25 protein-coding genes and 1 tRNA gene are annotated in these 25,807 nt (G+C 69.8%); 13 read left to right on the top strand and 13 right to left on the bottom strand.

All coding sequences use genetic code 11. The features are described 5' to 3' along the window. Window positions 1–172: 172 nt before the first annotated feature. From ACIBF8_RS03245 to ACIBF8_RS03230, 4 genes are read left to right on the top strand one after another with little or no spacing between them, the layout of a single operon-like run. Window positions 173–763: a sigma-70 family RNA polymerase sigma factor gene (locus tag ACIBF8_RS03245; RefSeq protein WP_396780673.1), complete on the top strand. Its 591-nt coding sequence runs from the start codon at window positions 173–175 to the stop codon at window positions 761–763. 32 nt (window positions 764–795) lie between these two features. Further along, complete coding sequence (locus tag ACIBF8_RS03240) at window positions 796–1,320, top strand: MauE/DoxX family redox-associated membrane protein (protein WP_396780672.1); 525 nt, start codon at window positions 796–798, stop codon at window positions 1,318–1,320. Further along, window positions 1,313–2,029: a DsbA family protein gene (locus ACIBF8_RS03235; protein WP_396780671.1), complete on the top strand. Its 717-nt coding sequence runs from the start codon at window positions 1,313–1,315 to the stop codon at window positions 2,027–2,029. Before ACIBF8_RS03240 ends, ACIBF8_RS03235 begins: the two co-directional genes overlap by 8 nt. Next, a complete protein-coding gene (locus tag ACIBF8_RS03230; protein ID WP_396780670.1) occupies window positions 2,026–3,105 on the top strand; it encodes a hypothetical protein in 1,080 nt (359 codons plus the stop codon). The genes ACIBF8_RS03235 and ACIBF8_RS03230 overlap by 4 nt, the downstream gene beginning before the upstream one ends. Window positions 3,106–3,243: 138 nt before the next feature. Here the strand turns inward: ACIBF8_RS03230 and ACIBF8_RS03225 are convergent, their stop codons facing one another. From ACIBF8_RS03225 to ACIBF8_RS03210, 4 genes are read right to left on the bottom strand one after another with little or no spacing between them, the layout of a single operon-like run. Further along, window positions 3,244–4,002, bottom strand: coding sequence for an energy-coupling factor ABC transporter ATP-binding protein (locus ACIBF8_RS03225; protein WP_396780669.1), 759 nt, complete (start codon window positions 4,000–4,002; stop codon window positions 3,244–3,246). Next, entirely contained in the window at window positions 3,999–4,769 is a 771-nt protein-coding gene (gene cbiQ, locus ACIBF8_RS03220; RefSeq protein WP_396780668.1) for a cobalt ECF transporter T component CbiQ, read from the bottom strand. The genes ACIBF8_RS03225 and cbiQ overlap by 4 nt, the downstream gene beginning before the upstream one ends. A 14-nt stretch (window positions 4,770–4,783) precedes the next feature. Then, window positions 4,784–5,194, bottom strand: a complete 411-nt coding sequence (locus ACIBF8_RS03215; protein ID WP_396780667.1) for a PDGLE domain-containing protein — start codon at window positions 5,192–5,194, stop codon at window positions 4,784–4,786. After that, the gene (locus ACIBF8_RS03210; RefSeq protein ID WP_396780666.1) at window positions 5,191–5,907 is read right to left on the bottom strand and encodes an energy-coupling factor ABC transporter permease; all 717 of its coding nucleotides are present in this window, start codon (window positions 5,905–5,907) and stop codon (window positions 5,191–5,193) included. Before ACIBF8_RS03210 ends, ACIBF8_RS03215 begins: the two co-directional genes overlap by 4 nt. Window positions 5,908–6,122: 215 nt before the next feature. Here ACIBF8_RS03210 and bcp point away from each other — a divergent pair, with 215 nt between their 5' ends. The 4 genes from bcp (at window position 6,123) to ACIBF8_RS03190 (ending at window position 7,910) form a co-directional block, all read left to right on the top strand. Then, the gene (gene bcp / locus ACIBF8_RS03205) at window positions 6,123–6,599 is read left to right on the top strand and encodes a thioredoxin-dependent thiol peroxidase (RefSeq protein WP_396780665.1); all 477 of its coding nucleotides are present in this window, start codon (window positions 6,123–6,125) and stop codon (window positions 6,597–6,599) included. Window positions 6,600–6,684: 85 nt separating this feature from the next. Then, complete coding sequence (locus tag ACIBF8_RS03200) at window positions 6,685–7,209, top strand: HNH endonuclease (RefSeq protein WP_396780708.1); 525 nt, start codon at window positions 6,685–6,687, stop codon at window positions 7,207–7,209. Next, window positions 7,200–7,273: transfer RNA gene (locus ACIBF8_RS03195), tRNA-Leu, on the top strand. The genes ACIBF8_RS03200 and ACIBF8_RS03195 overlap by 10 nt, the downstream gene beginning before the upstream one ends. Before the next feature lie 109 nt (window positions 7,274–7,382). Beyond that, complete coding sequence (locus ACIBF8_RS03190; protein WP_396780664.1) at window positions 7,383–7,910, top strand: GNAT family N-acetyltransferase; 528 nt, start codon at window positions 7,383–7,385, stop codon at window positions 7,908–7,910. A gap of 4 nt (window positions 7,911–7,914) precedes the next feature. Here the strand turns inward: ACIBF8_RS03190 and ACIBF8_RS03185 are convergent, their stop codons facing one another. The 3 genes from ACIBF8_RS03185 to ACIBF8_RS03175 form a co-directional block, all read right to left on the bottom strand. After that, entirely contained in the window at window positions 7,915–8,901 is a 987-nt protein-coding gene (locus ACIBF8_RS03185; RefSeq protein WP_396780663.1) for an expansin EXLX1 family cellulose-binding protein, read from the bottom strand. 111 nt (window positions 8,902–9,012) lie between these two features. Further along, a complete protein-coding gene (locus ACIBF8_RS03180) occupies window positions 9,013–9,831 on the bottom strand; it encodes an MOSC domain-containing protein (protein ID WP_396780662.1) in 819 nt (272 codons plus the stop codon). Between the two features lie 4 nt (window positions 9,832–9,835). Beyond that, entirely contained in the window at window positions 9,836–10,669 is an 834-nt protein-coding gene (locus tag ACIBF8_RS03175) for a class I SAM-dependent methyltransferase (RefSeq protein WP_396780661.1), read from the bottom strand. Between the two features lie 121 nt (window positions 10,670–10,790). Between ACIBF8_RS03175 and ACIBF8_RS03170 the strand changes: the two genes are divergently transcribed. Both ACIBF8_RS03170 and ACIBF8_RS03165 read left to right on the top strand, forming a co-directional pair. Next, the gene (locus ACIBF8_RS03170) at window positions 10,791–11,855 is read left to right on the top strand and encodes an LCP family protein (RefSeq protein ID WP_396780660.1); all 1,065 of its coding nucleotides are present in this window, start codon (window positions 10,791–10,793) and stop codon (window positions 11,853–11,855) included. Between the two features lie 251 nt (window positions 11,856–12,106). Further along, window positions 12,107–13,537 (top strand): sugar transferase, encoded by a 1,431-nt coding sequence (locus ACIBF8_RS03165; RefSeq protein ID WP_396780659.1) that lies wholly within the window; start codon window positions 12,107–12,109, stop codon window positions 13,535–13,537. 129 nt (window positions 13,538–13,666) lie between these two features. Here ACIBF8_RS03165 and ACIBF8_RS03160 read toward each other — a convergent pair whose 3' ends face one another. The 6 genes from ACIBF8_RS03160 to ACIBF8_RS03135 form a co-directional block, all read right to left on the bottom strand. Next, window positions 13,667–14,890, bottom strand: coding sequence for an acyltransferase family protein (locus tag ACIBF8_RS03160; protein ID WP_396780658.1), 1,224 nt, complete (start codon window positions 14,888–14,890; stop codon window positions 13,667–13,669). A gap of 80 nt (window positions 14,891–14,970) precedes the next feature. Further along, window positions 14,971–16,131: a glycosyltransferase gene (locus ACIBF8_RS03155; protein WP_396780657.1), complete on the bottom strand. Its 1,161-nt coding sequence runs from the start codon at window positions 16,129–16,131 to the stop codon at window positions 14,971–14,973. Beyond that, window positions 16,128–17,063: a glycosyltransferase family 2 protein gene (locus tag ACIBF8_RS03150; RefSeq protein WP_396780656.1), complete on the bottom strand. Its 936-nt coding sequence runs from the start codon at window positions 17,061–17,063 to the stop codon at window positions 16,128–16,130. Before ACIBF8_RS03150 ends, ACIBF8_RS03155 begins: the two co-directional genes overlap by 4 nt. Continuing rightward, the gene (locus ACIBF8_RS03145; protein ID WP_396780655.1) at window positions 16,990–19,605 is read right to left on the bottom strand and encodes an O-antigen ligase family protein; all 2,616 of its coding nucleotides are present in this window, start codon (window positions 19,603–19,605) and stop codon (window positions 16,990–16,992) included. Before ACIBF8_RS03145 ends, ACIBF8_RS03150 begins: the two co-directional genes overlap by 74 nt. Window positions 19,606–19,694: 89 nt before the next feature. Continuing rightward, complete coding sequence (locus ACIBF8_RS03140) at window positions 19,695–20,663, bottom strand: glycosyltransferase family 2 protein (protein WP_396780707.1); 969 nt, start codon at window positions 20,661–20,663, stop codon at window positions 19,695–19,697. Between the two features lie 161 nt (window positions 20,664–20,824). Further along, window positions 20,825–22,114, bottom strand: coding sequence for a hypothetical protein (locus ACIBF8_RS03135; protein ID WP_396780654.1), 1,290 nt, complete (start codon window positions 22,112–22,114; stop codon window positions 20,825–20,827). A 209-nt stretch (window positions 22,115–22,323) separates the two neighbouring features. Between ACIBF8_RS03135 and ACIBF8_RS03130 the strand changes: the two genes are divergently transcribed. The 3 genes from ACIBF8_RS03130 to hutU all read left to right on the top strand — a co-directional run bounded on the left by ACIBF8_RS03130 (window position 22,324) and on the right by hutU (window position 25,726). Continuing rightward, window positions 22,324–23,142, top strand: coding sequence for an alpha/beta hydrolase family esterase (locus ACIBF8_RS03130; protein ID WP_396780653.1), 819 nt, complete (start codon window positions 22,324–22,326; stop codon window positions 23,140–23,142). An 80-nt stretch (window positions 23,143–23,222) separates the two neighbouring features. Next, window positions 23,223–24,050: a MurR/RpiR family transcriptional regulator gene (locus tag ACIBF8_RS03125; protein WP_396780652.1), complete on the top strand. Its 828-nt coding sequence runs from the start codon at window positions 23,223–23,225 to the stop codon at window positions 24,048–24,050. 17 nt (window positions 24,051–24,067) lie between these two features. Then, window positions 24,068–25,726: a urocanate hydratase gene (gene hutU / locus ACIBF8_RS03120; RefSeq protein WP_396780651.1), complete on the top strand. Its 1,659-nt coding sequence runs from the start codon at window positions 24,068–24,070 to the stop codon at window positions 25,724–25,726. Window positions 25,727–25,807 lie beyond the last annotated feature (81 nt).

The following is a 25,807-nucleotide window of genomic DNA, read 5'->3' as shown; positions in this document are numbered from 1 at the left end:
GGTCGCCGATGGGTGTCCCTTTCGGCGACCCGAGGAGGGTGGTCGCGTCTGTGGTCGCACGTCATGACCGGGTAGTCGGCCGGTGGCCGGGAAAAGTTCCCGACGTGGCGCAGACCATCCAAGGGCCGAACGGCCCTGACGCCCCGCCGGCTGCCGCGTAACCTGGTTTGTCGTGATCCCTGTCCCGCGTGACACCGGTGCCGCCGGTCCGGCAGAGCCGGTCGACGAGGTCGCCCGGGACCCGGCAACCGAGTGGGCGCTGACCGCTCGCGACGGTGACCCCACCGCCCAGGCGGCGTTCGTCCGGCTGACCCAGGCCGAGGTCTGGCGCTTCGCCGCCGCCCTGGTCGACCCGGACAGCGCCGACGACCTGACCCAGGAGACCTATCTTCGGGCGTTTCGGGCCCTGCCCGCATTCGAGGGTCGCTCCAGCGTCCGCACCTGGCTGCTCGGCATCGCCCGGCGAGCCTGCGCCGACCACCTCCGCACGGTCGTCCGGCGTCGACGACTCGACGAGCGTCTGACCGCGAACGCCTACACGGACCATCCGCACCCGGACCCGGCCGGCCAGCTCGGGGCCGCCGACCTGGTCCGCCGGCTCGGCGCCGAGCGGCGCTCCGCGTTCGTGCTCACCCAGCTGCTCGGCCTGTCGTACGCCGAGGCCGCGGCCGTCGAAGGGGTGCCGGTAGGCACCATCCGTTCCCGGGTCGCCCGGGCCCGCGACGAGCTGGTCGAGGCGGTCGGCGACGCCCTGACCGGGTGAGCGCGGAACTTCCGACGCGGACGGGACGACAAATGAGCGTGACAGCACCTTCCACCCCGGGCGGCCGTTGGCCGAGGCTTCGGCCCTGGCTCGGCACCGCGGCCCGGCTCGGTCTGGCCGCCGTGTGGCTGGTCGCCGGCGCGTCCAAGGTCAGCGACCTCGCCGCCTCCGGGCGGGCCGTCAACGCGTACCAGGTGCTGCCGTACGACGTGGCGACCGTGATCGGCGCGGCCCTGCCCTTCGTCGAGCTGGCGTTGGGCGTGCTGCTGCTGCTCGGGCTGGCCACCCGGCTCGTCGCCGGGGTCTCCGCCGCGCTGCTGGTGGTGTTCATCGCGGGAATCGCCTCGGCGTGGGCGCGCGGGCTGGCCATCGACTGCGGCTGCTTCGGCAGCGGCGGGCAGCTGGCGGCGGGGCAGGCCCCCAGTTACCTCCCGGAGATCCTCCGGGACCTGGGATTCTTGGTGCTGGCCGGATTTCTGCTGATCTGGCCGCGTACGCCGGTATCGGTGGACGGGTGGTTGTCGGGCGAACCCGTTGTGGAGGACGAAGATGAGTAGTCGCAAGGGGCAGCGGGACGCCGCCCGGGTGGTCCGCGAGCAGCTGGCCCGCGAGCGGCGTCGCCGCCGCACGATCTGGGTCTCCGCCGCCGCGGTCGTCGTCCTGGTCGTCGCCGGCGTCGTCGGTTGGGCCGTCTGGTCCAACCAGCGCTCCGACGACTTCACCACCCCGCCCGGTGCCAACGCGGCCGGCACCGGCATCGTCACCGGCGGCGGACCGGTCACCGTCGACGTCTACGAGGACTTCCTCTGCCCGGCCTGCAAGCAGTTCGAGCAGACCAGCGGGTCGACACTCGAACAGTTGGTGGCCGAGAACAAGGCGACTGTGGTCTACCACCCGGTCGCGTACCTGAACCGCTTCTCCACCACCGAGTACTCCACCCGGTCCTCGGCCGCCTCCGGCTGCGCTGCGGCGGGCGGCAAGTACCACGAGTACGCCAAGGCGTTGTTCGCTCAGCAGCCGCCGGAGGGCAGCGCCGGGCTCACCGACGACCAGCTGATCGACATCGGCGTCGGGGTGGGCCTCGACCGGGGCTCGTTCGGCAGCTGTGTGAAGGACGACACGTACCGGACGTGGACCGAACACGTCACCGACGACGCCAGCCGCAGCAACGTCACCGGCACGCCGACCGTCAAGGTCAACGGTCAGCCCCTCGACAACCCCACCCCGGACGCTCTCACCGCAGCCGTGGCGGCGGCCGGCAAGTGATTCGTACCCTGCTGGGCCGCGCCGGGCTGGTCGCCGCCGCAGCCGGCGTGGTGACCGTGCTCAGCGCGGCGCCCGCCGCCGCGCACGGCGCGGACGCGCCGGACGGCACCGACTACCGCACCCGGACCACCGGGGTCGCGCCGGCGCGGCCAGGGCTGGAGGTACGCGTCATCGAGGCGGGCGCCCGCCTGGAGCTGACCAACGGCACCGGCCGCCCCGTCGAGGTCATCGGTTACTCCGGTGAGCCGTACCTGCGCGTCGGCCCGGACGGGGTCTTCGAGAACAGCCGCTCCCCCGCCACCTACCTGAACCGCACCATCACCGGGGACACCGCGCTCCCCGCCGAGGCCGACCCGGCCGCCCCACCGGCCTGGCGGCGGATCGCCGACGGCACCACGGCGCGGTGGCACGACCAGCGCGCGCTGTGGCAGGAGTCGGCACCACCGGCCGCGGTACGCGCCGCCCCGGACCGCGAGCACCGGGTCCGGGACTGGACCATCCCGCTGCGCGACGGCGCCGACCCGGTGGTGATCGGCGGCACGCTGGACTGGGTGCCGCCGCCGGACGCGTACACCTGGTGGGCGGTGACCATCGTGGGGCTGCTCGCGGTGGGCGCGCTCGGCCTGGTCGCCGCCACCGCCCCGGCCGGCGCCCGCGCGTTGTCCGCGCTGGGTGGGTTGCTGATCGTCGGCGGGGCGCTGGCCGTCGGGTACCCGGTGGGGCGCGAGCTGGACGCGGGCGCCCAGGGTGTGGGCGGGGTGCTGGTCGGGCTGCTGTCCGGGCAGGTCTGGTCCCTGCTCACCGGCCTCGGCGCGATCGCCGCCGGTTGGTACGCGGTGCGCCGCCGCCCGGCCGCCGACTTCGTGGTCGCACTGGCCGGGGCCTGCCTGGCGCTCTTCGCCGGAGCGGCGAACGCCGCCGTGTTCGCCCGCGCCATCGCCCCGGTGCCCTGGTCGCCGGCGATCGCCCGGGTGATGGTGGCGCTCTTCCTGGTCATCGGCACCGGCGCAACCTTCGCCGGCATCCTGCGCCTACACGCCGCCGCCCGAACCGCCATCCCAACCCCAACCCCCTAACAGCCCCCGCCGCCCCCCGCCCCCCGCCGCCCCGCAGCCCCGCCGCCCCCGTCGATCTTGCACTTTGTGTTGGGATTATGCGGCTTTCGTACCAAAGGCAGGGACAGAAAGTGCAAGATCGCGCGAAGGAGGGGTGGGCTACGGCTGCGGGGTGAAGCCGTAGGGCAACTCCAGGCGGTGCCGGGTCAGCAGGGGGGTGTCGCGGAGCAGGGTGTTGGTGGGGGCGTCGGCGACGATCCGGCCGTGGTCCAGGATCACCGCGCGCTCGCACAGCTCCGCCGCGTACGGCAGGTCGTGGGTGACCATCAGCAGGGTCACCGGCAGGCCACGCAGGATCTCGGCCAGCTCGCGACGGGCCGCCGGGTCCAGGTTCGACGACGGCTCGTCGAGCACCAGGATCTCCGGGTGCATGGCGAGCACGGTGGCCACCGCCACCCGGCGGCGCTGCCCGAACGACAGGTGCTGCGGGGCCCGGTCCCGGTGCTCACTCATCCCCACCGCGGCGAGCGCCTCGTCGACCCGGGCGGCCAGCTCGGCCCCGCGCAGGCCCAGGTTCGCCGGCCCGAACGCCACGTCCTCCGCCACCGTGGGCAGGAACAGCTGGTCGTCCGGGTCCTGGAAGACGATGCCCACCCGGCGACGTACCTCGGCCAGGGTGACCCGATCCGGCGTGACCGTCAGCCCGCCGACGCTCACGCTGCCCTCGGTCGGGGTGAGGATGCCGTTGAGGTGCAGCACCAGGGTGGTCTTGCCGGCGCCATTGGGCCCGAGCAGCGCCAACCGGTCGCCGCGCGGCACGGTCAGGTCCACCCCGTGCAGGGCGACGTGCCCGTCCGGGTACGCGTAGCGAACGCCCCGAACGTCCAGCGAGACAGCGGTCTGCACGACACCGATCATGACAGCACGACGGCGGTGGCGGCGATGGAGGCCGCCAACACCGGCACGGTCGCCGCGACCAGCCACTGGCCGGCGCTCGCCGCACCCTCGCCCTGCCACACGGCGGGCATCCGCCCGGTGTAACCCCGGGACAGCATGGCCAGATAGACCCGCTCGCCGCGCTCGAAGGCGCGCAGGAACAACGCCCCGATCCCGGCGGCGAAGCCCCGCAACTGCCACAGGAAGCGCGGGTCGTCACCCCGGGAGATCCGGGCCACCCGCATGCGCCGTGCCTCGCCGACCAGCACGTCGAGATAGCGCAGCATGAACGTGGCGATCTGGGTGAGTACCTGCGGACAGTGCAGCCGGTCCAGCCCCACGATCAGGTCCCGGGTGGTGGTGGTCGCGGCGAGCAGCAGCGAGGCGAGCACGCCCAGGGTGCCCTTGGCCAGGATGTTCCATGCGCCGTGCAGCCCATCCTCGGACAGCCGCACGCCCAGCACCTCGACCCGATCACCGCTGCCGAGGAACGGCAGGGCGACGGCGAACAACACGAACGGCACCTCGATCAACGCCCGGCTGAGCAACCAGCGCGGCCCCACCCGGGCCAGCGCCGCCACCGCCGCCACCAGCAGGGCGTACCCGCCGAAGGCCCAGAACGCCTCGCGTGGAGTGGCCACCACGGCGATGGTGAAGACCACCATTGCCACGATCTTGACCTCGGGCGGGAGCCGGTGCACCGGCGAGTCCGACTCGCGGTACAGCACATGCCCGTGACCGGCACCCATCCGCGTACCCCTGCTCAGCTCGCCGTGCCGGCGCGCGACGGTGTCGCGTCACCCTCGGCGGGCGTCGTCGCGTCACCGTCGGTCGGCGTGGTGCCACGACGGCGCAGCAGCCAGAACCCGCCGGCGCCGATCGCGAAGGTGACCAGCACCCCGAGCACCCCGGAGAGACCGGTGGAGACGAAGCTGTTCTGCACACCCCGTACGCCGTAGTCGGCGAGTGGGCTGTCGGCCAGCTCATGGTCGCGGGCCTGCTGGGCCGGGCAGCTCCCGCCGACGATGTTGTCGTCGGCGTCGACGGTGCAGCCCTTGAGCAGGGACGAGTCCAGCCCGTCCGGGTGTGACGAGGCGTAGTTGCTCACCACACCGGCGAGCAGCAGGGCGACCAGCAGGCCGCCGGCCAGGAAGGCCCAGGGGCGGTTCTTCATCGGACACCTCCAGCGACCGGGACGGCGGGGGCGGCGGGCGCGCGCAGGGAACGCAGCGCGTAGACCAGGTCGGGGCGCACCTTCGCGACGGTGAGCACGGTGGTCGCCGTGATCAGGCCCTCGCCGATGCCGATCAGCAGGTGGACGCCGGCCATCGTGCCGGCCAGACCACCCAGGTTGTTACCCAGGTCGGTGGTGCCACCCAGCCAGTACTGCAGGACGAAACCCTGCGACGCGACCACCACGCTGATCATCGCGGCGACGAACGCGGTCACGGCCAGACCGGCCCGCGTGCGGGGCAGCACCCGCAGCAGCACCGCGATCAGCACGTACGCCACGGCGGTGCCGAGCAGCGCCATGTTCGTGATGTTGAGGCCGAGCATCGCCACGCCGCCGTCACCGAAGATCAGTGCCTGCACGACCAGCACCACGGCCACGCAGAGCGCGCCGACCCACGGGCCGACCAGCATGGCGGCGAGCGCACCGCCGAGCAGGTGGCCACTGACGCCGGCCGTGAAGATCGGAAAGTTGAGCATCTGGACGGCGAAGATGAACGCGGCCACCAGGCCCGCCATCGGGGCCAGCCGGTCGTCCAGGTCGCGCCGACCGCGCAGTACGCAGACGGTGAGCGCGGCGAGAGCGAGCGCAGCGAAGACCGCTGCCACGGGACCGTCGATGATCCCGTTCGAGATGTGCATCGCCAGTGTCTCCACGCGACCTCCCACGCGTCAGCGGCCCCACCGGGCCGGCGTGGGTCAGCCTATTTCCCAACCATCGTTGTTGCCAGAGCCTGGCAACAACGGATGGTCTTGATCACTTCCAGGTCGGGCTCCACCGGCCGCCGACGCGCCACACCCGCCCACGCTCCCCACACGCCGACGCGCCTCGCCGTCGGCGGCGCCCGCTGGCCCGGCGGTAGGGTCGGGTTATGACCGCGCCCGACCGTCTCTCCCCCGGTGACCCCGCGCCCGAGTTCACCCTCGCCACCGACACCGGTGACCAGCTCTCCCTCGCCGACCTGCGCGGCCACAAGGTCGTCCTGTACGCCTACCCGGCCGCGATGACCCCGGGCTGCACCAAGCAGGCCTGTGACTTCCGCGATTCGCTCGCCTCGCTCCAGGCCGCCGGCTACGAGGTCGTCGGCATCTCCCCGGACAAGCCGGAGAAGCTGGCGAAGTTCCGCGAGCGCGACGCGATCACCTTCCCGCTGGTCTCGGACCCGGACAAGGCGGTTCTGACGGCCTACGGCGCGTACGGCGAGAAGCAGCTGTACGGCAAGACCGTCACCGGCGTGATCCGCTCGACGTTCGTGATCGACGCCGACGGCAAGGTCGAGCGGGCGCTCTACAACGTCAAGGCGACCGGGCACGTCGCCAAGCTCCGCCGCGACCTCGGCCTGGATTGATTGTCGTACCGGGCCATTACGTTCTGTCAATGACCCGATACAAGTACACGCCGCAGCCGCCGCTGCCCGCAACATCACCGAGGTGATGCGGCTGCTCGGGGTGCGCGTCAGCGGCGGTTCACATGCCCACATCAGCCGCCAGCTCAAGAGGTTCGGCATCGACACGTCGCACTTCACCGGGCAGGCACACAATCGAGGTGTGCGTTGGCGGCGGCTGCCCCCCACAGAGCTGCTGGTGGTGCTGCCGGCCGGCTCTCGCCGAATTCCGGGCATCCGGCTCAAGCGCGCCTTGGCGACAATCGGCCTCCCGGAGACCTGCGAGGTGTGCGGCACCGGGTCAACGTGGCAAGGCGCCAGATTGACGCTGCACGTGGACCACATCAATGGTGACTTTCTCGACAACCGGCCACGCAACCTTCGCCTGCTCTGCCCTAATTGCCACAGCCAGACCTCCACGTACGCTGGTCAACGACGGCCTGCACTCGTCGAGCCCGAGGTGGTCTACGATCCTGATGCGGTTACTCCGACCGGCTTCCCGATAGGCAGACGCCTGCCGCGTCGGCTGGAGTGGCCGTGGACGCTGGTGGAGTACAGCTTCAAGGGGCCGTAGCCCAACGGCAGGAGGCATGCGGTTTAGGTCCGCACCAGTGCGGGTTCGAATCCCGTCGGCCCCACATCGCCTTTGAGCGACGACGGATCCTGGCTCGGTCAGAGCCAGGACCGGTTGTCGGGCGCGTCACTGTCGCGGGTCGCGGGCCTGGTCGTCGGGTCAGGATGGCGAGCGTGAGTCTGCGCTTCGTCCTCGACCCCGACCTGACCCCACAGCTGCGCGCCGAGATCGTCGACCTCTGGGTGGACGTCAGCAACGCCGGCGGCGCGGTCGGTTTCGTGCCACCGGTCACCGCCGCCGACGTGCACGTCATCGCCGACCCGACCTTCGCCGGCATCGCCGACGGACCGGACCGACTGTTGGTCGGCTACGCCGGGGACCGACTGGCGGCGATGCTGATCTTCGGGGACAACCGGTTCCCGCTCAAGGCGCACTGGTGTGTGTTGAAGCGGGTGATGGTCCACCCGGACACCCAGGGCTCCGGCTACGGCTCGGCGCTGATGGAGCAGGCGGCTCGGTTGGGCCGGGAGTTCGGTCACGAGGCGCTGCACGTCACGGTCCGCGACGGGCTGGGGTTGGACAAGTTCTACGGCCGCCTCGGGTACCGGGAGATCGGCCGACTGCCGAGCGCGTTGCGGGTGGCCCCCGATGACGACCGCGACGAGATTCTGATGTGGCTCGACCTGACCGTGGTCGACTGAGCGGTCAGCCGGCGCACCACCGGGCGTTCGCGCGAGCTGAGCTGGTGGTCGGCGCGGCGGTGGGTGGCGCGCTGGTCCTCGCCACCTCGACCGGGCGACGAGTCGGCGTCGGCGTGCCGGCGGGCCGGTTGCTCGGCGGGCGGGCCGACGCGGACCGGCGCGGGGCCACCCCGCCGCCAGGTGCGTACATGTGGACCGTGCTGTTCTGCACCTGGCCCGGCGCCATCCGAATGCCGCCGACGGTGACCCGGTTGCCGTACACGTCGCTGATCCGGAGGTTGAACGGGCCCGGCCCGGCGCCGGAGGCGATCAGCCAGTAGTTGTAGTCCTGCCGGGCGGTCGACTGCCACGGGCCGCTGTCCCCCTGCCGGACCTCGACGGACCGCAGCGGGTTGCCGTGGTTGCCGACGCGGACGGCGAACCACCACTGCGACGCGCCCTCCTTGATCCGGAAGGTGAGTGGTCCGGGCAGCGGCGGGTTGACCACCGCGCGGTAGGTGACCGGAACGAGGCCCTGGGCCGGGTCGGCGATCCGGGCGAACGCCTCGCGGGACAGGTCGAGGTGGCCGGGCTCGCACTCCGGGCACTGGTCCATGATGAGCACCCGGACGGTGCCCTTCGGGCCGACCACGTCGAGAAAACCGCCGCAGGCAGCCCCGGCGGAGTACTCCGTCGGACCGAGCGCGACGTAGAGCCGGTTGGCCGGGGCTGCCGGGTTCGAGCAGTTGCCGCCGGCGCCGTTGGAGTCGTAGAAGGTCGCCTTGCCGCTGTGCGTGGCAGTGCCGGTGGGCGGCGCGGCGGCGAGCGCCCGACCGGCGGCGCAGGCCGGGGTGGAACCGGAGCGCAGGGTGAGGGTCAGCCCGAGCGTCGCCGCGAGGACGGTGACGCCAGCGGCGACCAGCCAGGGCTTCGCACCGGACGACGGCGCGGGCCGATCCTCCGCGGGATGGTCCAGGTCGATGGTGATGTCGACAGCGCTTCCGTCCGTCACGACGGCGATGCTGCCGGACCCGGGCACACGCCGACAAGCGGGCTAAGCCAAAGCTAAGACAGCATCGACGGACGGTGATCGGAGGGTGTCGATTGCCGGTCGGCGCCCCGGTCAGGGCGCGATGACGATTGGGGCGCCCACGGTCAGGGGTCCACTGTCGATCGGCACCAGGTGCAGTCCGAAGAGGAGCTTCTGCCGAATGTTGCGGTACCGTCCGAGTGTGCGCAGCGGTTCCTTCGTGCGTACCCCGGTCTCCTGGTCGGTGGTGGTCACCACGCAGCGGTCGCACGGCCCGGCGGCGCGGAACCGCCGGTCGCCGATGCGCATCGACCGGCCCACCCAGTCGTCCTCGGCCCAGGCCGGCGCACCGCCGACCACCAGGTTGGGTCGGAACCGGGCCATCGGCACCGGCTCCTCCCCCGCCTCGGCCAGCCAGTCGTTGAGGACGGCGAGCGAGGCGGTGTTGGCCAGCAACAACGGGTAGGCGTCGGCGAAACTGACCTGGTCACCGGTGTCGTGTTCGCGGGTCCCGGCGGCCAGGTGGCGGGTCGGCTGGGCCAGCCAGACCAGCCGGACCGGTCGGCCGAGCAGGGCGCCGAGCCAGCCGTCGGCCGCTTTGCCGGCCGGCAGCGCGGGGACCGGGAAGGCACGGCTGCGGAAGGTACGCACCCCGACCGGTTCACCGCCGGACGGCTCCGGCACGTCGAGGTCGGGCTGCCCGTCGGCGCGCAGCGACAGCCCACCCGGACGCACCGCGGCGCGCAGGCCGACCAGCCGGGTCGTCTCCCGCTGGGTGACGCCGACACCGTCGGCGTCCACGACCATCCAGCGCCGGTCGCCGGCCAGGCCCCACGGATGCACGAACGCGCCGTCGTGGTCGAGCCGGTGACAACCCTTGACCGGGTACGTGTGAATCGAGGTCAGCCGCACCTGGTCACCATGCCACGCCGATCCCGTCGCCTGGATACCAGTGGTTGGCCGGGCTCTCCCGGTAGGCGAGGAACCGCCGGCCGGTGCGTTCGGCGTGTTCGGCGAGCACGGTGGTGCTGGTGACGTTGTCGGTGAGCAGGATCGCGCCGGGGGCGAGCTTGGGCTCCACCGCGTCGAACTCACGCTTCTCGTGGGCACGGCTGTGGTCGCTGTCGTGCAGGAACAGGTCGACCGGGCGGTCCAGTGCGCCGATCGAGGCGATCGAGTCGCCGATCACCAGGTCGACGACCTCCGACCAGGGCGCGACCCGGGCCAGGTAGCCGGCCTCCGGGTTGATGTCCAGCGAGGTGACCCGGCCCGGGTTCCCCTCCTGCGCGTTGCGCAGCAGGGCGGAGGCGAGGACGCAGGTGCCCAGCCCCTTGTCCACGCCGGTCTCCACGACGTGTGTGGGGTGGGTGGCCCGGACGATCGCGTACCAGCCGACGCGTCGGGCGTAGCGGACCTTCTTGTCGGCGAGACCACGGCGGGCTGCCGTGGCGGTCGCCTGCTCGATGTGGTGTCGCAGCACGTCGTCGGACTCGATTTCGGCAACGTAGGCACGGACCTGCTGGACCGGGATGTCGCAGACGACGCTGACGAACCAGGCCAGGTGATGCCGGCTGAGCTTGGTCAGTTCGTACGTGTAGTTGTGATGTTCACGGGAAGTGACCAACCACCGGGCCGAGGCGCGCAGCACCTTGGCGTCGTGGCGGGCGACCCGCGCGAATCGCTTAGGGAATGCGGCGATGGGCGCGAGTGGGGTACGGGCGATGGCTCGGCGCAGCTGGATGGCGTCCACCGCTGCTTCATACCAGGTTCAGGCGAACGTCAGTGGGAGAAGTTTTTTTGGTCAGGATGTAACACCCGTATGGCCCGGACGGGGGTACGTGGCTGTAACCGAGAATCAGTAGCATCTCGGCATGCAGTATCGCCAGGAGTACGCGGAACCCCAGACCCAGTTCATTGACGCGCAGTCGCCACCTGAGCCGACTGAGGCGCCCCAGTCGCGCCGTCGCCGCCCCCGGTGGCAGAAGGTCGCCCTGATCACCTTTCTGGTGGTGGCGTTGCTCGGCGGCGGCGGTCTGATCGCAGGCGGGCTTTACTTCCGGTCGATCAATTCCGGGATCGAACGTGTCGACGCGTTCGCTGACGTACCCGAAGAGGGCCGTCCGCAGGCAGCGGCCAAGGGCGCTCTGAACATGCTGATATTGGGCAGCGACTCCCGTGATCCAGAGGGCACTGCCGGCTCGCGTACCGACAGCATCATCCTGGCCCACATCCCGAAGGACCGATCCAGCGCTCAGCTAGTCTCGATCCCCCGCGACACCTGGGTGCCTGTGCCGCGGTCCAAGGACGGCAACAACGGCGGCCGGGATGCCAAGATCAACGCAGCCTACGCCTGGGGCGGCGTGCCGCTGATGGTGCAGACCGTGGAGAAGTTCACCGACGTCCGGATCGATCACGTCATGATCATTGACTTTGCCGGATTCGTCGAGATCATCGACGCACTCGGTGGCGTCGACATCGACTCGGAGAAGTCGTTCACCTCGATCCACCCGCCGTTCCGCACCTTCAAGCAGGGCATGCAACGGATGGACGGCGAAGCTGCGCTGGACTATTCGCGGCAGCGTAAGCAGTTCGCCGACGGCGACTTCGCCCGTATCCGGCACCAGCAGCAGGTCATCAGGGCAATCATGGACAAGGCGGCCTCCGGCGGCATCCTCACCAACCCGACCCGGCTCAACTCCTTCGTCAAGGCCTCGTCGAGCGCGGTTTCGGTGGACCAGGAGATGTCCCTGCTGGACATGGCGACCGACCTGCGCAACCTGCGCGGTGGCAACATGACCTTCCTGACCAGCCCGACGAAGGGCACTGGCCGGGTCGGCAGCGAGAGCGTGGTCTTCGCCAACACCGAGCAGGCCAGGACGTTCTACGGTGCGGTCCGACGCGACGCGGTGCCGGAGATCCTCGCCGCCGGGAAGTAGGCATTCAATTGTCCATCCGGCTCTGGTGGCGCGGCTGAGCGGCTCATATCCTGCGATCGCCCGAAGGCGCGACATGTAAGGCCGAGGGTAGTCACGGGGAGGAATCGATCATGTCACGCCATTCGGCGGTCAGTTATTCGAGCACGCCTGACGCGGCCGCGCAGCAAGCGGTGCCGCAGCAGCAGTCGGCTTCACAACAGACGGTGGCACCAGAGGACGTGCTTGCGAACGACGCGCCAACCGTTGCCGCGATGCCCCGAGTCGAGCGGCCCGACCCACCGGTCAAGGCAGCTACGGTCCCTGGTCTAGACACGACCGCGGTGCTGCCCTACGCCAGTTCCAAGGCCTCGACCGGCACTCGTTTCCTGCGCGCCTGGATGATGACGGTTCCTGTTGATGTCGTGGCGCTGCTGGCTCCGTTGCTGCTGACCCAGAACTACTGGCGCGGGACGCTGGCCAACGCCGCCCTCACGGTGGCGATCTTCGCGGCGGGCGGGCTCTACCGGGCCCGCCGGCACGTCAGCATTCTCGATGAACTGCCAATCCTCTGCGGCCGGCTGCTGGCTTCGGCCGCGGTGGTGGCGATCATCGCGGCCGAACGGCACGCCTCGGTGGAGTACGTGACCAGCTTCATGCGCGGGGTCGCGCTCTCTGCGGCGCTGGTGATCGCTGGTCGTGCGCTCAGCCGAAAGTTCACCATCGTCGCACGTCGGCGGCGGTGGGTGGAGCACAACGCCATCATCATCGGCAGCGGTCCGATCGGCGTGGAGCTGGCCCGGCTCTTGAGGCGCTACCCCCAGTACGGGCTGCGCTTTGTCGGCTGCGTCGACGCAGCGTCCAAGCAGGACACCGGTGCGGTTCCGCTGCTCGGCACCCTCGACAACGTCGAACAGTTGGTCCGGCTGCTGAACTGCGACGTCCTGGTCATCGCCGACCCGGACTGCACGGAGTCCACCCTGATCGCCACCCTCCTCCAGCCCAACACCTCGCGCTGCGACCTCTGGGTGGTGCCGCGCCTGTGGGGGTCCCGGTCCCAGGCGGGATACCCCGACCACATCGGTGCCATCCCGATCGCCAAGATCGGCGACACGACGCTGACCGGGCCACGCTGGGCCATCAAGCGGGCCTCCGATGTCCTCGTCGCCACGCTGGCGCTCATCCTGCTGAGCCCGGTGCTGCTGCTCTGCGCGATCGCCACGTTCATCGACGGTGGCCCCGGCATCTTCTTCTACCAGGAGCGGATCGGCCGATACGGCAAGCCGTTCAAGGTCATCAAGTTCCGGTCGATGCGCCCGGTGGACGAGCAGGAGTCACAGACCAACTGGTCCATCGCACACGACCGGCGGGTCGGCCCGATCGGGCGGTTCATGCGCCGCACGTCCCTGGACGAGCTGCCGCAGCTCTGGAACATCGTGCGCGGTGAGATGAGCGTGGTCGGGCCCCGGCCGGAGCGGCCGCACTTCGTGGAGAAGTTTTCGGCCGAGTATCCGAACTACGGGATGCGCCACCGGGTGCCCGTCGGCCTCACCGGGCTCGCGCAGGTCAGTGGTCTCCGCGGCGACACCCCGATCTCCGACCGGGCGAGATTCGACAACTACTACATCGAGAACTGGTCGCTCTGGCTCGACGTCAAAGTTGTGCTCCGTACGGTTGCTGAGGTGTTCCGCGGCGGTGGTCGCTGACCCCCAAGGTCGGCGCACGGTCAAGCAGGCGGCTGAGCGGGTGGGGCCAGGTCAACGGTTGTCCTGGCCCCGCCCGCCTCCACCAGCGCCAAAACCGCCTCAACCGGTGCCGGTCACCGGCAGCAGGATTTATCGCGCTGCGGGTGAACGATGCATCGTCACGCTCTGGACGTTCTCGGCCTCGTCACCACTGAGCTCATCGCTGAGCTCATCGCTGAGCCGCGACGAAGACTCGGCCACGGGCGCGCGCGGGGCGGGCACGACGGGTGCCGCGTCGGCAGCGCGCATGCTGTCGAGCGACTGGACAAGGGCCCGCCGGAGCCGCCTCGCGGCTGGGCGTTCGACCAGCCGGTGCACGAGGTACGAGAGCAGTAGCAGCCCGGCGACCGTCGCCCCCAGCAACGCCCAGGCGGGCAGGTACTGTCGGGTCGCGGCGATGACCGTCAGGCCGATCTGCGCGTGCATCAGGTACAGCGGGTAGGTGAGGGCGCCGGCGGTGGTGAGCCACCGCCACCGGATGCGGTTGGACTTGTGGTTCGCGATGAGCGCCATGACGACGAAGAAGACCGTGACGCAGGCCGCCGCCGGCATGAAGGTGCTCGTCTTGTACGTCTCGATTTCCGACCACAGGCGGGAAACGGCGATGATCCACGAGCATCCAACAATGGCCCAGAGCAACACGTTCGCCCCGAACCGGTACATCAGGTAGAAGGCGATTCCGGCGATGAAGTACTGGGCGTAGCCGCGCCCGAGGAACATGAATACCATCGGGTTGTTCACCCAGGGAGCGACCAGCGACGCCAACGTCCACAGCGCACAGAACGCCACCACGCGCTTGACGGTGACCCCGCGCATCACCACCACGAGGGCGAACAGCACGTAGAAGAGCAACTCCACGGACAGCGTCCAATAGGCCTGCTCGACGTCGGGAACGCCCATGAGTGACTGGAGCATGGTCATGTTGACCAGGACGTGGGTCCAGTCCCGGTGCGTGGCGAAGACCGGAAACAGGACGAGGACCGCGGTGGTCGCGACGACAGCGAACCAGTACGCGGGGTAGAGCCGCACCACCCGCGCTACCGCGAACTCACCGACGGTGCGACCCCAACTGCTCATGCAGATGACGAAGCCGCTGATGAGGAAGAACAGCTCCACCCCGAGCCAGCCGTACGCCGCCACGCCGGCCAGCCCGGGGAAGAGCTGACCGGCCGGAGCCCCCCACGCCTGGTCGCGCACGCCCTCCCCGTGTAGGAGGTGGTACACGACGACCATCAGCGCGGCGAACAGACGCAGACCGTCGAGTACGACGAGGCGGTCGTTCCCGCCGGGCCTGACCGCACCGTGAGACTCCATGGCTTCCTCATCTAGCTAGCTAGAGCGGTCCGGCGGACCGCGACGAGCGCTGAAGGTGCGATGCGGTGCGGTTTGGCAGGCTAGCGGCGGGACTGGTCGGCGTTCGGCCACACGGCTGCGTACGCCGTCGCAAGCTGCTCACGCACGGCGTTCGAGCTGTGGAAGTCCAAAGCCCACCGTTTGCCGGCGGCAGCCAGCCGCTGGCCTCTGGCCGGGTCGGTGAGCAAGCTGCTCAACTCGGTCGCCCACGCCTGCGCGTCCGCTCCCACCACAACCTCGTGATCGTGCCGCACATCCGCCCGACGGGCAACCTCCGGCGTGGTCACCGTGGGAACGCCCGCCGCCAATGCCTGGATCAGCTTCATCTGCACACCCGTTCCCCGCCAGACCGGCACGATGGCCGCCGAGGCCCGCGGGTAGTAGGGGGCGACATCCGGAACGTTGGCGTGGATCTCGACGCCGTTGCCTCGGAATGCCTGAACGGACGCGGGCGGGTTGGTTCCGACGATGTCAAGCACCGCGTTCGGGACGCGCTTCTTCACCTCGGACCAGCAGTTCTTGAGGAACCACAGCAACGCGTCGACATTCGCCTCGTAAGTCAATCTCCCGACGAAGAGCACCCGCGGCTCCGACGCTCGGGGGATCGTGATCTCCGGGTGGTCGTAAGGGCTGCGAACGACGTACGTGTTGGGTCGCTCCTCGCCCGGCTCGAACGGCGCCGACACCATCAGCGGCACGTTGTGCGCCACCAGGGCGTCCTCCCGTGCCTGCATACGGGGAGCCTCGATCTTGCCGACCAGCTTCCACTTCGGACCGCCGGTCTCGGCGAGCTGGCTGTAGTACTCGCTGCGAAACTCGTCGAGGTCCACGATCACCGGCACCGGGGCGCACCGCTCTACGAGGTGGGCCGTGCGGAAGACGTTGAGGTGCACGACGTTCGGCCGCCACTGCCGAAGCTCGTTGTCGAGCGCCGTCGACATCTCCGGCACGTCGGCGTAGGCCTGCTGGAGCGACGTGCCGGTCGGCAGCGCCGTGGCACAGCGCAGCATCGACGCGATCCGGTTACGCGGCACCAGCACGGTGGACTCCACCGGCAGTTCCTTGGCCTGCTGCACCTCCTCGTCCGAGCTGGTCAGGCCGAGGAAACGGATCTGGTGATCCCTGGCGAGAATCTCGAGCAGGGCCAAGCTCCGTGGACGGATCTTCGAGGGAATCCAGGGAGCGACGAATAGAATCTTCATAGCGGAAGCCTCCTGAGGGCGCGGGCCGAGAACCTGTCCATCGCGGTGCCGTACTTTTCGACGTACGTGACCAAGCCCGAGCGGTACAGCCGGTTCTTGCCGACCGCACCGGTGCTCGTGCTCTCCCGGTGCATGGCCGATGCGGTTCCGACCGACACGACGCGCCAGTCGGCATCGCGAAGACGCTTGCAGAAATCGACATCCTCGAAGTAGAGGAAGAAGGAGGGATCGAACCCGTTGATGTCGCGGAAGGCGGTGGCCCGGACCAGCATGCAAAAGCCGGACACCCATGCGACGTCGGCCGCCGCTGCCGATCCGCTCTTGTCGAGGTAGTCCAACATTGGAAGCCGGCTGCGGAGCAGCTGCGACTTGGCGAGTTCTCGCTTCACCGCAGGGGGAACCATGTGGTCGACGCGCAGCGCGGCGAGCCACTCCTTGGCCAGGCTCACGTCCGGGCCCGACGAGATGCCGGCCTCGCCGTCCGCGTACCGCATCTGCGGCGCGACAACGCCGATCTTTGTGTCGCCGTGAAGCGTCCGCACGAGTTCCGCGTACGCGTCCGGCGTGAGCGCGGCGTCCGGGTTGAGTAGGAGATATGCCTCGGCGTTGGGAAATTGCTCCGCCGCCGCGTTGATCGCCTTTCCGAAGCCCACATTGGCCGACCGGATGACGTGCGAGGTGTATTGCGCCGCCACTTCGACACTGTCGTCGGACGACCCGTTGTCCACCACCACGATCTCAGCGATGGGGAGATCCCGCAGGCTACCCAGACTCATGGGCAGATCTCGGGCAGAGTTGTAGGACACGACGATGGCTACTGTTTTCACATTTCGCTCACGATCCTGAGGAGTTCGTCGGTCACGCCGCCGACGTCGAAGGTCGGGCCGCGTTGGGCACGACCGGTATTGCCCGGTCGTGCCGTAGCACGGCATCACCCACGACGAGCAGCGTCGCGTGCTTGAAGAGGTACGTCAGGGAAACCGCTGCGGCGGCACCGACAGCGCCGAACAGCGCCGCGCCGCCGGCCACCGTGATGAGTAGCGCGGCGGCGCTCATCACGCCGACCTTCGCCACCAGCGCCCCCCGCCCCACGCCTTGCAGCACCGCGCCGCAGGGTGAACTCGCGCAGAACGAGGGAACCCCTGCGAGCATTACGGCGATGACGACACCGGCCTTGGAATAGACCTCGCCGAACAACAGTTCCGCCACCCACGGCGCGGCAGCTATGCCGACGGCGCTGATCGCGCCGACTGCCAGCACCACGACGAGGTTCGTTCGCCAGAAGAGGCGTCGTGCCTCGCTGGCCCGCGCCGTCGCCGAGTGCGGCACCAGCACTGCGCTGAGTGCGGACGGGATCGACACGAACGGCGAGAAGATGCGCGACGCGGCGGCGTAGAGCCCCGCCCCGGCACCCGGCACGACGAGAGAGACGATCGTCGCGTCCAAGACCCGAGCCTGTGCCGAAACGTTGCTGACCAGGAATGCCCGCGAGTCCAGGGCCGCCCGCCACACGTCGGCGGCGGGCGCCGTGCCGGAGATCCGGACCACGAGACGCACGTGGACCAGGCCCAACAGGGACGCGGCCAGCAGGCCGTACGCGAGCGACGCGAAGGGTTCGCCGCCAAGTTGGACGGCGGCCACGAAGATCGCGACGCCCACTGCCTTTCGACCCAGGATCGACACGACCGCGTGCCGTATCCGGCCGTCGGCGATCGCGAGCGACAACATCGTCTCGACGTTCTTGTCCAGCATCCAGCCGGCCGCGAGGAGCACGACGATCGACGGTGACATGGTGCCGTGGGTAAGGCCCAGGCCCAGTGCCGCGGCGATGACCAGGCCACCGATCGTGGTGAGGACGTTCAAACGCAGGCCCGCACTGACGGCGGTGTCGCGCCCGAGGGCCCGCCACCGCAGTAGGGCGGTCGAGACACCCGCGTCCGCGACGACGGCCAGGAAGGCCACCGCGCCGAAGTACCCGCCGAAGGCACCGAAGCCCTGCGGGTCCACATACCGCGCCAGCAGCACCATCGAGACGGCCTGCAGCCCGCTGCCAGCGATGCGGGAGGCGGCCAGTGCCGAGGCACCGCCCAGCACACCGCCCACCTTCGAGCGCCCGGACGAAGCCGCCTGCACCGGAATGACCAAGGTGGCCTCGCCGTGCGGCTTCTTCTCGTCACCCTCGGGTGCCCCGCCGCCCTGATCGGCGCTCCCGTGGCCTTCGCTCGTCAGGGCAACGCCGCCGGGGCCGCCGCGTCGCTGGTGCTTGTTGTCCCGGATCAGCATCATGGTCGCTACACCCACGACGAGGAACCACAGCGGCAGCATGGACTCGGCCAGCACGCCGTACGTGGTGGCCGCGATCCCGAAGTAGGCCACCGTGAAGGTGAGGCAGAAGGCCGGGATGAGGGTCGGCCAGAAGACGCCCCGCCACACGCTCAGCACGGCCAACGCCGAAGCTGGCGTGAGGAGGATGACCGCACCCGGGATGCCCAACTCGACGGCGGCGAGCAGAACACCGTTGTGCACCGGCACCCCGCCCGCCACGATCGGGTCCATCCGGCCTACGACCTCCACGTAGTTGTTGGGGCCGATGCCCCACCACGGTTTGTTGACCATGAACTCCAGTGCGCTGGACATGAGCTGCGCCCGGGCGCCTCCGGCCGGGTCGGCGATCATCCGGACGATGAACACCGGGGCCACCGCGAGCACGCCGACGCCGAGCAGAATCATCCCGATGAGAGTTTGCCGGTTGCCACGACCGGCACGGACCTCAGTCGCGGTCAGCCTTTGCAGCATCAACTCGCCCGCCACGATCAGCATCAGCACTGCCAGCAGCCCAGTCCGACTGCCCGTCAGGGCGGTCGTCGCGAGCGCGGCGGCGGGGATCCCGTACCGCCCGACGATCACGGGAAGCTGAAACCGGCCGAAGCGGTTGTCCGGCCCGGTCGTCAAATAGTAGAGCGCGAGGACCAACACGATGGCCTTCGCGAGGTTGACCGGGTGGTTCAGCGTGCCGTTGGTCCGGTCGCCGAGGAAACGGGCGGCTTCGACGGTCCCCATGGGGTTGAGTGGCACACCGAGCCACTGCAGGGCCGCACAGCCGAACTGGGCGACGATGATCCCGGCGGAGACCAGTCTGAGCGCCGCGAGGGCGGACCGGTACCTGGCGAACAGGCATCCCACCGCGTAGGCGACCGGCGCGGATAGGTACTGCACGGCGCCGACCACTTCACGGGTAGAGGCGCCACCGCGGACCGCGCTGCCGATGCCGATACACAGGACGAGGGCACCAAACCCAGACATCGCCACGGCCATCCACCGCAGCCGCCGCCAGCTCCTGGCCAGCAGCACAACGGCGGCCGCGACAAGTGCGGTCAACCAGGTGGATGGCGCGAAGACGGGCAGCGCGATGCCGACGTGCCACGGCGCACCACCCTGACCGAACGACTTGGGTAACAGGGCAAGGCAGATCACCAGGACTGCCGCGCTAAGGGCTACCGGCCATTCGGTACGAGGGATGGCTGCGGCCGACGAGCCATTCCCTGCCGAAACCGTTCGACCCACTAACTTGCTTCCGCGCCCGCATCGGCCTCCGTGCTGCGTTGCCGCGGCTGCCGCACACTGGCCGCCACGGCCTTCACGAGCCCCGCAGCCATGGCCCCGGCGGCATAGCCGACGGCGGCTGCGCCCGGTCGCCCGACCCGCAGGCCTTCCGAGAGAACCCCGACCATCCCGCCCACCGTGCCCTGGCGGCGGGCGTAGGTCATGACCGATCCCAGGTAGTAGTCGCCCCGGTCCCTCGGGGTCGCCGAGCTGAGGTACTCACGCGCCCAGGTGAGCTCGCGGGCCAGCGAGATCGAGCGCGAGATGCCGTCACCCACCGCGTCGTACTTCGTGAGTGCCTCGTCCACCTGTCGGACCACCAGGTCGGGCAGGCTTCGGGAGAGCTGCAGGAGCCAGGTCAGGTCCTGGTGCAGACTCAACTCTTCGTCCAGGGGCACGGTCATCGGAAGCGACCGCGGGAAGAGAAGCGTGGAGGACGGGAGGAACGCCTGCCCGCGCTGGACCCGGTGCCGCCGCAGCAGGTTGTTCTCCAAACTGCAGCTAGGGTCGTACGGCGCGCGGGGCCAGGTCTCGGAGCCATGCTCGAACTCCACCACTACCTTGGTGGAGGAGATCCAGGTCGACGATTCGGCGAGGCCAGCGTCGGCGATGTCCTGCACCTGCCGCTCGATCTTCGTCGGATGCCAGAGGTCGTCATCGTCGAGGAATGCGACCAAGTCTCCGATGCACCTCCGGACGCCAGCCATCCGGGCGGCGTTCCCATTGCGGCGCTCAAGATAGCGGATCAGATGAACGCGCGGATCGCCAGGAATGTCCACATCGGTCTCGGAGTTGAGCACGACGTGAACTTCGGTAACCGGATGCGTCTGAGCGAGCACGGATTCGATGGCTCGGCGAAGTCCCGGCTTGCCGACTGAGGGAATAACGACGCTGACTGTGGGACGCCACGTCGCGGATCGCGTCGGCACTGTGGGATCCACCCGACCCTTTCATACCAGTTTGCTAAATAGAACCGAATCGCGCTCAGCTCGCTGCTGACCAAACGCGGGGACCATATATTACCGGGGGCCGGCTTGACGCGACGCCCCCTGAACGGCACCGTCTTGGCCGGTGAAATCACCGCTAAACATCAGAAGGACAGGCTTGTCCGGATGCCGTTGGCCACCTTGCGCACATCACTGACCTGCGCCCCGGTCGCGGTCATGCGAATGATGATCTGGCGGTCGAGCACGCCGTCGGGGACGCTGCGCCACCAACCGATCACCACCAACCCGTACCGATCCCCACCGCCGACCTGCGGCGCCTCGGCGAAGGTCGCGTTACCTGCCTGCACCCATTGCAGGCCCCACGCCTCTTCTGCCCTCCGGTACGCGGCCTGCACCTCTTCGCCGCAGGGCTTCGGGCAGTTCCGGACGATGACCTCCCCGCCCACCTCGGGGACGCCGGGGCGCGAGATGCCGCAGAGATACCTGCTGAAGCCAGGACCGCGCTGGCGTGCGTCGCAGGACCACGAATCGGGCACCTTGACGGTGAAGCCGAAGCCAACAGGGCTTTCCACCTTGACCCGGTCGGCATCGCTGAACTGCGGCTCCGTGGGCCAGGAGCCGGGCTTGGGCGGTTCGACGCCCGGGTTACGCGGTACGCCTGTCGGAAGGGCGATCGGCTCGGGGCTGCTGGACACGGCCGCGGACGGAGAGGCGTCCCTGGCGGTTGGGCCCGGTGGGCTGTCGCCAGGCTGCCACACGAAGAAACCGACAACCGCGCCGAGCGCTACGACGACCGCGATCGCGATGCCAACCCAGAGCCCGGTGCGCCGGGGCGGCTTGCGCACGGTCGACCTGAGCGCTGGATAGCTGGACGAGTACGACTGGCCCCACGACGACGGCGAGGTCGGGGAGTCGGGCGGAACCGATACTGGAGTGGCCGGAGAAACCGACATGGGATGTTGCGTCGATCCAGAAACCCCGGCGCCAGAGGTGGGTTGGTGGTCCTGCCCGGGCCCATCGACGCTGACTGGCGTCGCACTTGTGGCATTCGGCATGCCCTGAACGGGTTCGCCACTGGCCAGCGTCGCCCACGGCGGCTCGGCCTGGCCCTGCTCCGTCTCGGAGGTCGGACGGTAGCTCAGGCCGAGGGCAAGGAAGACCTGTTCGGCCTCGGTGCCGCTGCCGGCGGCATAGGCGACCCAGGGCGCCGGAGCATGGAAGTCGGCGTGCAGGAAGCTCGGCCTGCCGTCGCGCGCCCGCAGGGCGTTCGCCATGGAGGCAAAAGATGTCCTCCACTGCTGGTCAGCGGCGACGGTGGCATCGAGAATGGCAACCGTCAGAGCCTGGCCCTGAGCATCGATGGCCGACCATACTTTGCCTTCCTGGCACGACCCCAGGGTCTTGAGCAACTGGAACGGACCGCTTGGCTGCATTCCACCCTCCCCAGAGCGACGGTGTGGATACTAGCGAGAGTGTGCACAGCGATCGGGGGCGGCCCGCGTGCCCATGTCAGAGTGCCAAGATTGCCCCCGTGAGGATGAGACGCTGGCTGACCGCCGCAATCATGCTTCCGTTATTGGCTGGGTGCGGCCCGTCCGGCGGCGGCGGCTCGTCGGGCCCGACGGCCGAGTGGCGTCCTCCGGTGGCACCGGGCACCACCGGAGCCATCGCCCTGGACAGCCGTCCCTTCCAGCTTCATGTGCCGGTCGGCTACGACCCCACCAGGAAGGTCCCCCTCGTCGTACTGCTGCACGGCTACGGTTCCAGCGGCGCCCAACAGGAGCGGTACTTCGACCTCCTCCCCGAGTCCGACCGTCGCACGTTCCTCTACGCCATGCCGAACGGCACCACCGACCGGATCGGCTCGCGGTTCTGGAACGCGGCGGAATCCTGCTGCGACGTCGACAACAGCGGGGTCGACGACCTGGCATACCTCGAACGGCTGCTCGACTCCGTGGAGTCGGCGTACTCGGTCGATGCCGCACGGGTCTATCTGGTGGGCCATTCCAACGGCGGTTTCATGGCCTACCGGATGGCCTGTGAGCGGTCGATGCGCATCACCGCGGTCGTCTCCCTCGCCGGCGCCCTCGACAGCAACGCACTGTGCACACCCCAGCGGCCGGTCAGCGTGCTGGAGATCCACGGCACCGCCGACGCGACAATCAAGTTCGACGGCGGCACGAGAAACGGCCACCGATACTCGTCGGTCGACACCACGCTCGCCACCTGGCGACGGATCAACAACTGCTCGGCGAAGGCCGATACCTCGGCTCCACCCATGGACCTCGAGCCCCGACTGCCCGACGCGGAGACGGGCGTGACGTCCTACTCCGCCGGTTGCCGTGATGCCACCCGGGTCGAGCTGTGGGACATCAGAGGTGGCAGCCACGCGCCCACGCTCAACGCGATCTTTCCCCGGAGGGTGACCGACTTCCTCTACGCCAGCACGTCCCAATCCTGACCGTTCCCTTCCTGCGCGGCGGGGTCGACTCGGGGTCGCACACCCTTGCGTCTGAATAGTTTCATGCATAGGCTCACCCAGTGAATGAAGAGGTGCTCAACCTGGTCCAGGGAGTCCGCCTCACACCGACCCAGCGGCGCATCGCGCACTGCCTGGCGCAGCATGCCGGCGCGGCGGCGTACCTGTCGGCGGCCGAGGTGGCCGACCTCGCCGGGGTCAGCCAACCCTCGGTCACCCGGTTCGCCATCGCGCTCGGACACGACGGTTACCCGGCGCTGCGTCGCCGACTACGGGAGCTGACCGTGACCGCGACGGCCCACCCCGACGACACCGGAAACGAGCTCCAACGGGCCGTCCGGGCCGAGATGGACAACCTCGACCGGTTGGCCGGTCAACTCGCCGACCGCGCCCGGATCGCCAAGGTCGGCAAGCTGCTGGCCGGCAGCCGGCCGCTACCCGTGCTCGGGCTACGCGCCGCCGCGCCGCTGGCCGCGTACTTCGCCTACTTCGCCGCCAAGGTGCACCCGGACGTCCGGGTGCTCGACGACGGTGGCAGCCTGCTCACCGACCGGCTGGAGCAGGCGGCGGCGGCCGGGGCGACAGCACTGCTCGCCTTCGTCCTGCCCCGCTACCCGCGGGAGACCCTCGACGCCCTGCGCGAGGCCCGCGACGCCGGCCTGACCGTCGTCGCTATCACCGACTCGCCGGTCAGCCCCGCGACAGACCACGCGGAGCTGGTGCTGCCCGCCGCCGTCGGCACCGATCTGGTCTTCGACCTGCACACCGCTCCGATGACGCTGGCCATGGTGGTCCTCCAGGCCATCTGTGACGCCGCACCGGCGGATACGCAGACCCGCTTGGAGGCGTTCGAGTCGTCGGCCGCCCGCCGACAGTTGTTCCTCGGTTGACCGGAGGAGAACCAGAGATGACCCAGCCGATCCGTGCCGCACGGGGCAGCCAGCTCACCACCCGTGGGTGGCAGCAGGAGGCCGCCCTGCGGATGTTGATGAACAACCTCGACCCCGAGGTGGCCGAGCGCCCCGACGACCTGGTGGTCTACGGCGGCACCGGCAAGGCGGCGCGGGACTGGCCGTCGTACCACGCGTTGGTTCGCACGCTGATCGACCTGCGCGAGGACGAGACGATGCTGGTGCAGTCGGGCCGCCCGGTCGGCGTCATGCGCACCCACGAGTGGGCGCCCCGGGTGCTGCTGGCCAACTCGAACCTGGTCGGCGACTGGGCGACCTGGCCGGAGTTCCGCCGCCTCGAACAGCTCGGGCTGACCATGTACGGGCAGATGACGGCCGGTTCGTGGATCTACATCGGCACGCAGGGCATCCTCCAGGGCACCTACGAGACGTTCGCGGCGGTGGCCGCCAAGAGGTTCGACAGCACCCTCGCCGGCACACTGACGCTGACCGCCGGCTGCGGTGGGATGGGCGGCGCGCAGCCCCTCGCGGTCACCATGAACGGCGGCGTCTGCCTGATCGTCGACGTGGACCGCACCCGGCTCGACCGCCGGGTGCACGACCGCTACCTGGATGAGGTCGCCGACTCACTGGACGACGCGATCGATCGGGTCCGCGCGGCGAAGCGGGAGCGTCGGGCGCTGAGCGTCGGCGTGGTCGGCAACGCCGCCGAGGTCTTCCCGGAGCTGCTGAACCGGGGCGTCGAGATCGACATCGTGACCGACCAGACCAGCGCGCACGACCCGCTGGCGTACCTGCCGGTGGGGGTGGAGCTGGCCGAGGCCCGGGACTACGCCGCCGCAAAGCCGGCCGAGTTCACCGATCGAGCCCGCGCGTCGATGGCGCGGCACGTCGAGGCGATGGTCGGTTTCCTCGACGCCGGCGCCGAGGTGTTCGACTACGGCAACTCGATCCGGGGTGAGGCGCAGCTCGGCGGGTACCAGCGCGCCTTCGACTTCCCGGGCTTCGTGCCCGCGTACATCCGGCCGTTGTTCTGCGAGGGTAGGGGCCCGTTCCGGTGGGCGGCGCTCTCCGGCGACCCGGCCGACATCGCGGCCACCGACCGGGCCATCCTCGACCTGTTCCCGGAGAACGAGTCGTTGGCCCGCTGGATCAAGCTGGCCGGCGAGCGGGTCGCCTTCCAGGGCCTGCCGGCCCGGATCTGCTGGCTCGGCCAGGGCGAACGGGACAAGGCGGGCGTGCGGTTCAACGACATGGTGGCCTCCGGCGAACTCTCCGCCCCGGTGGTGATCGGCCGGGACCACCTGGACACCGGCAGCGTCGCGAGCCCGTACCGGGAGACCGAGGGGATGGCCGACGGCTCCGACGCCATCGCCGACTGGCCGCTGCTCAACGCCCTGGTCAACACGGCCAGCGGCGCGTCCTGGGTGTCCATTCACCACGGTGGCGGGGTGGGCATCGGCCGGTCGATCCACGCCGGGCAGGTGTGCGTGGCCGACGGCACCGCCCTCGCCGGTCAGAAGATCGAGCGGGTGCTCACCAACGACCCGGCGATGGGCGTCATCCGGCACGTCGACGCCGGCTACGAGAGCGCCCGCGAGGTCGCCGACCGCACCGGCGTGCGGGTCCCCATGACCGAGGGCGGAGCCGCGTGAGCGCGAGGAGTGCAGCGCAGCGGAGCCCCGCAGTCGCGAACCACAGAGGTGCCGCGTGAGCGCGAGGAGTGCAGCGCAGCG

Origin of the sequence: Micromonospora sp. NPDC050276, from assembly GCF_044459545.1 — a bacterium.
GTDB lineage: Bacteria > Actinomycetota > Actinomycetes > Mycobacteriales > Micromonosporaceae > Micromonospora.
The sequence above is the reverse complement of the archived record's forward strand: the minus strand, read 5'-3'. Positions and strand labels throughout refer to the sequence as shown.

Excerpts from the sequence above, each read along its gene's own strand:
- ACIBF8_RS03235 (WP_396780671.1), top strand. The coding sequence starts at position 1,313 with ATGAGTAGTCGCAAGGGGCAGCGGGACGCCGCCCGGGTGGTCCGCGAG.
- hutU (WP_396780651.1), top strand. The coding sequence starts at position 24,068 with ATGACCCAGCCGATCCGTGCCGCACGGGGCAGCCAGCTCACCACCCGT.
- ACIBF8_RS03240 (WP_396780672.1), top strand. The coding sequence starts at position 796 with ATGAGCGTGACAGCACCTTCCACCCCGGGCGGCCGTTGGCCGAGGCTT.
- ACIBF8_RS03165 (WP_396780659.1), top strand. The coding sequence starts at position 12,107 with ATGCCCCGAGTCGAGCGGCCCGACCCACCGGTCAAGGCAGCTACGGTC.
- bcp (WP_396780665.1), top strand. The coding sequence starts at position 6,123 with ATGACCGCGCCCGACCGTCTCTCCCCCGGTGACCCCGCGCCCGAGTTC.
- ACIBF8_RS03215 (WP_396780667.1), bottom strand. The coding sequence starts at position 5,194 with ATGAAGAACCGCCCCTGGGCCTTCCTGGCCGGCGGCCTGCTGGTCGCC.
- ACIBF8_RS03160 (WP_396780658.1), bottom strand. The coding sequence starts at position 14,890 with ATGGAGTCTCACGGTGCGGTCAGGCCCGGCGGGAACGACCGCCTCGTC.
- ACIBF8_RS03150 (WP_396780656.1), bottom strand. The coding sequence starts at position 17,063 with ATGCCGTGCTACGGCACGACCGGGCAATACCGGTCGTGCCCAACGCGG.
- ACIBF8_RS03155 (WP_396780657.1), bottom strand. The coding sequence starts at position 16,131 with ATGAAGATTCTATTCGTCGCTCCCTGGATTCCCTCGAAGATCCGTCCA.
- ACIBF8_RS03170 (WP_396780660.1), top strand. The coding sequence starts at position 10,791 with ATGCAGTATCGCCAGGAGTACGCGGAACCCCAGACCCAGTTCATTGAC.
- cbiQ (WP_396780668.1), bottom strand. The coding sequence starts at position 4,769 with ATGGGTGCCGGTCACGGGCATGTGCTGTACCGCGAGTCGGACTCGCCG.
- ACIBF8_RS03135 (WP_396780654.1), bottom strand. The coding sequence starts at position 22,114 with ATGCAGCCAAGCGGTCCGTTCCAGTTGCTCAAGACCCTGGGGTCGTGC.
- ACIBF8_RS03200 (WP_396780708.1), top strand. The coding sequence starts at position 6,685 with ATGCGGCTGCTCGGGGTGCGCGTCAGCGGCGGTTCACATGCCCACATC.
- ACIBF8_RS03225 (WP_396780669.1), bottom strand. The coding sequence starts at position 4,002 with ATGATCGGTGTCGTGCAGACCGCTGTCTCGCTGGACGTTCGGGGCGTT.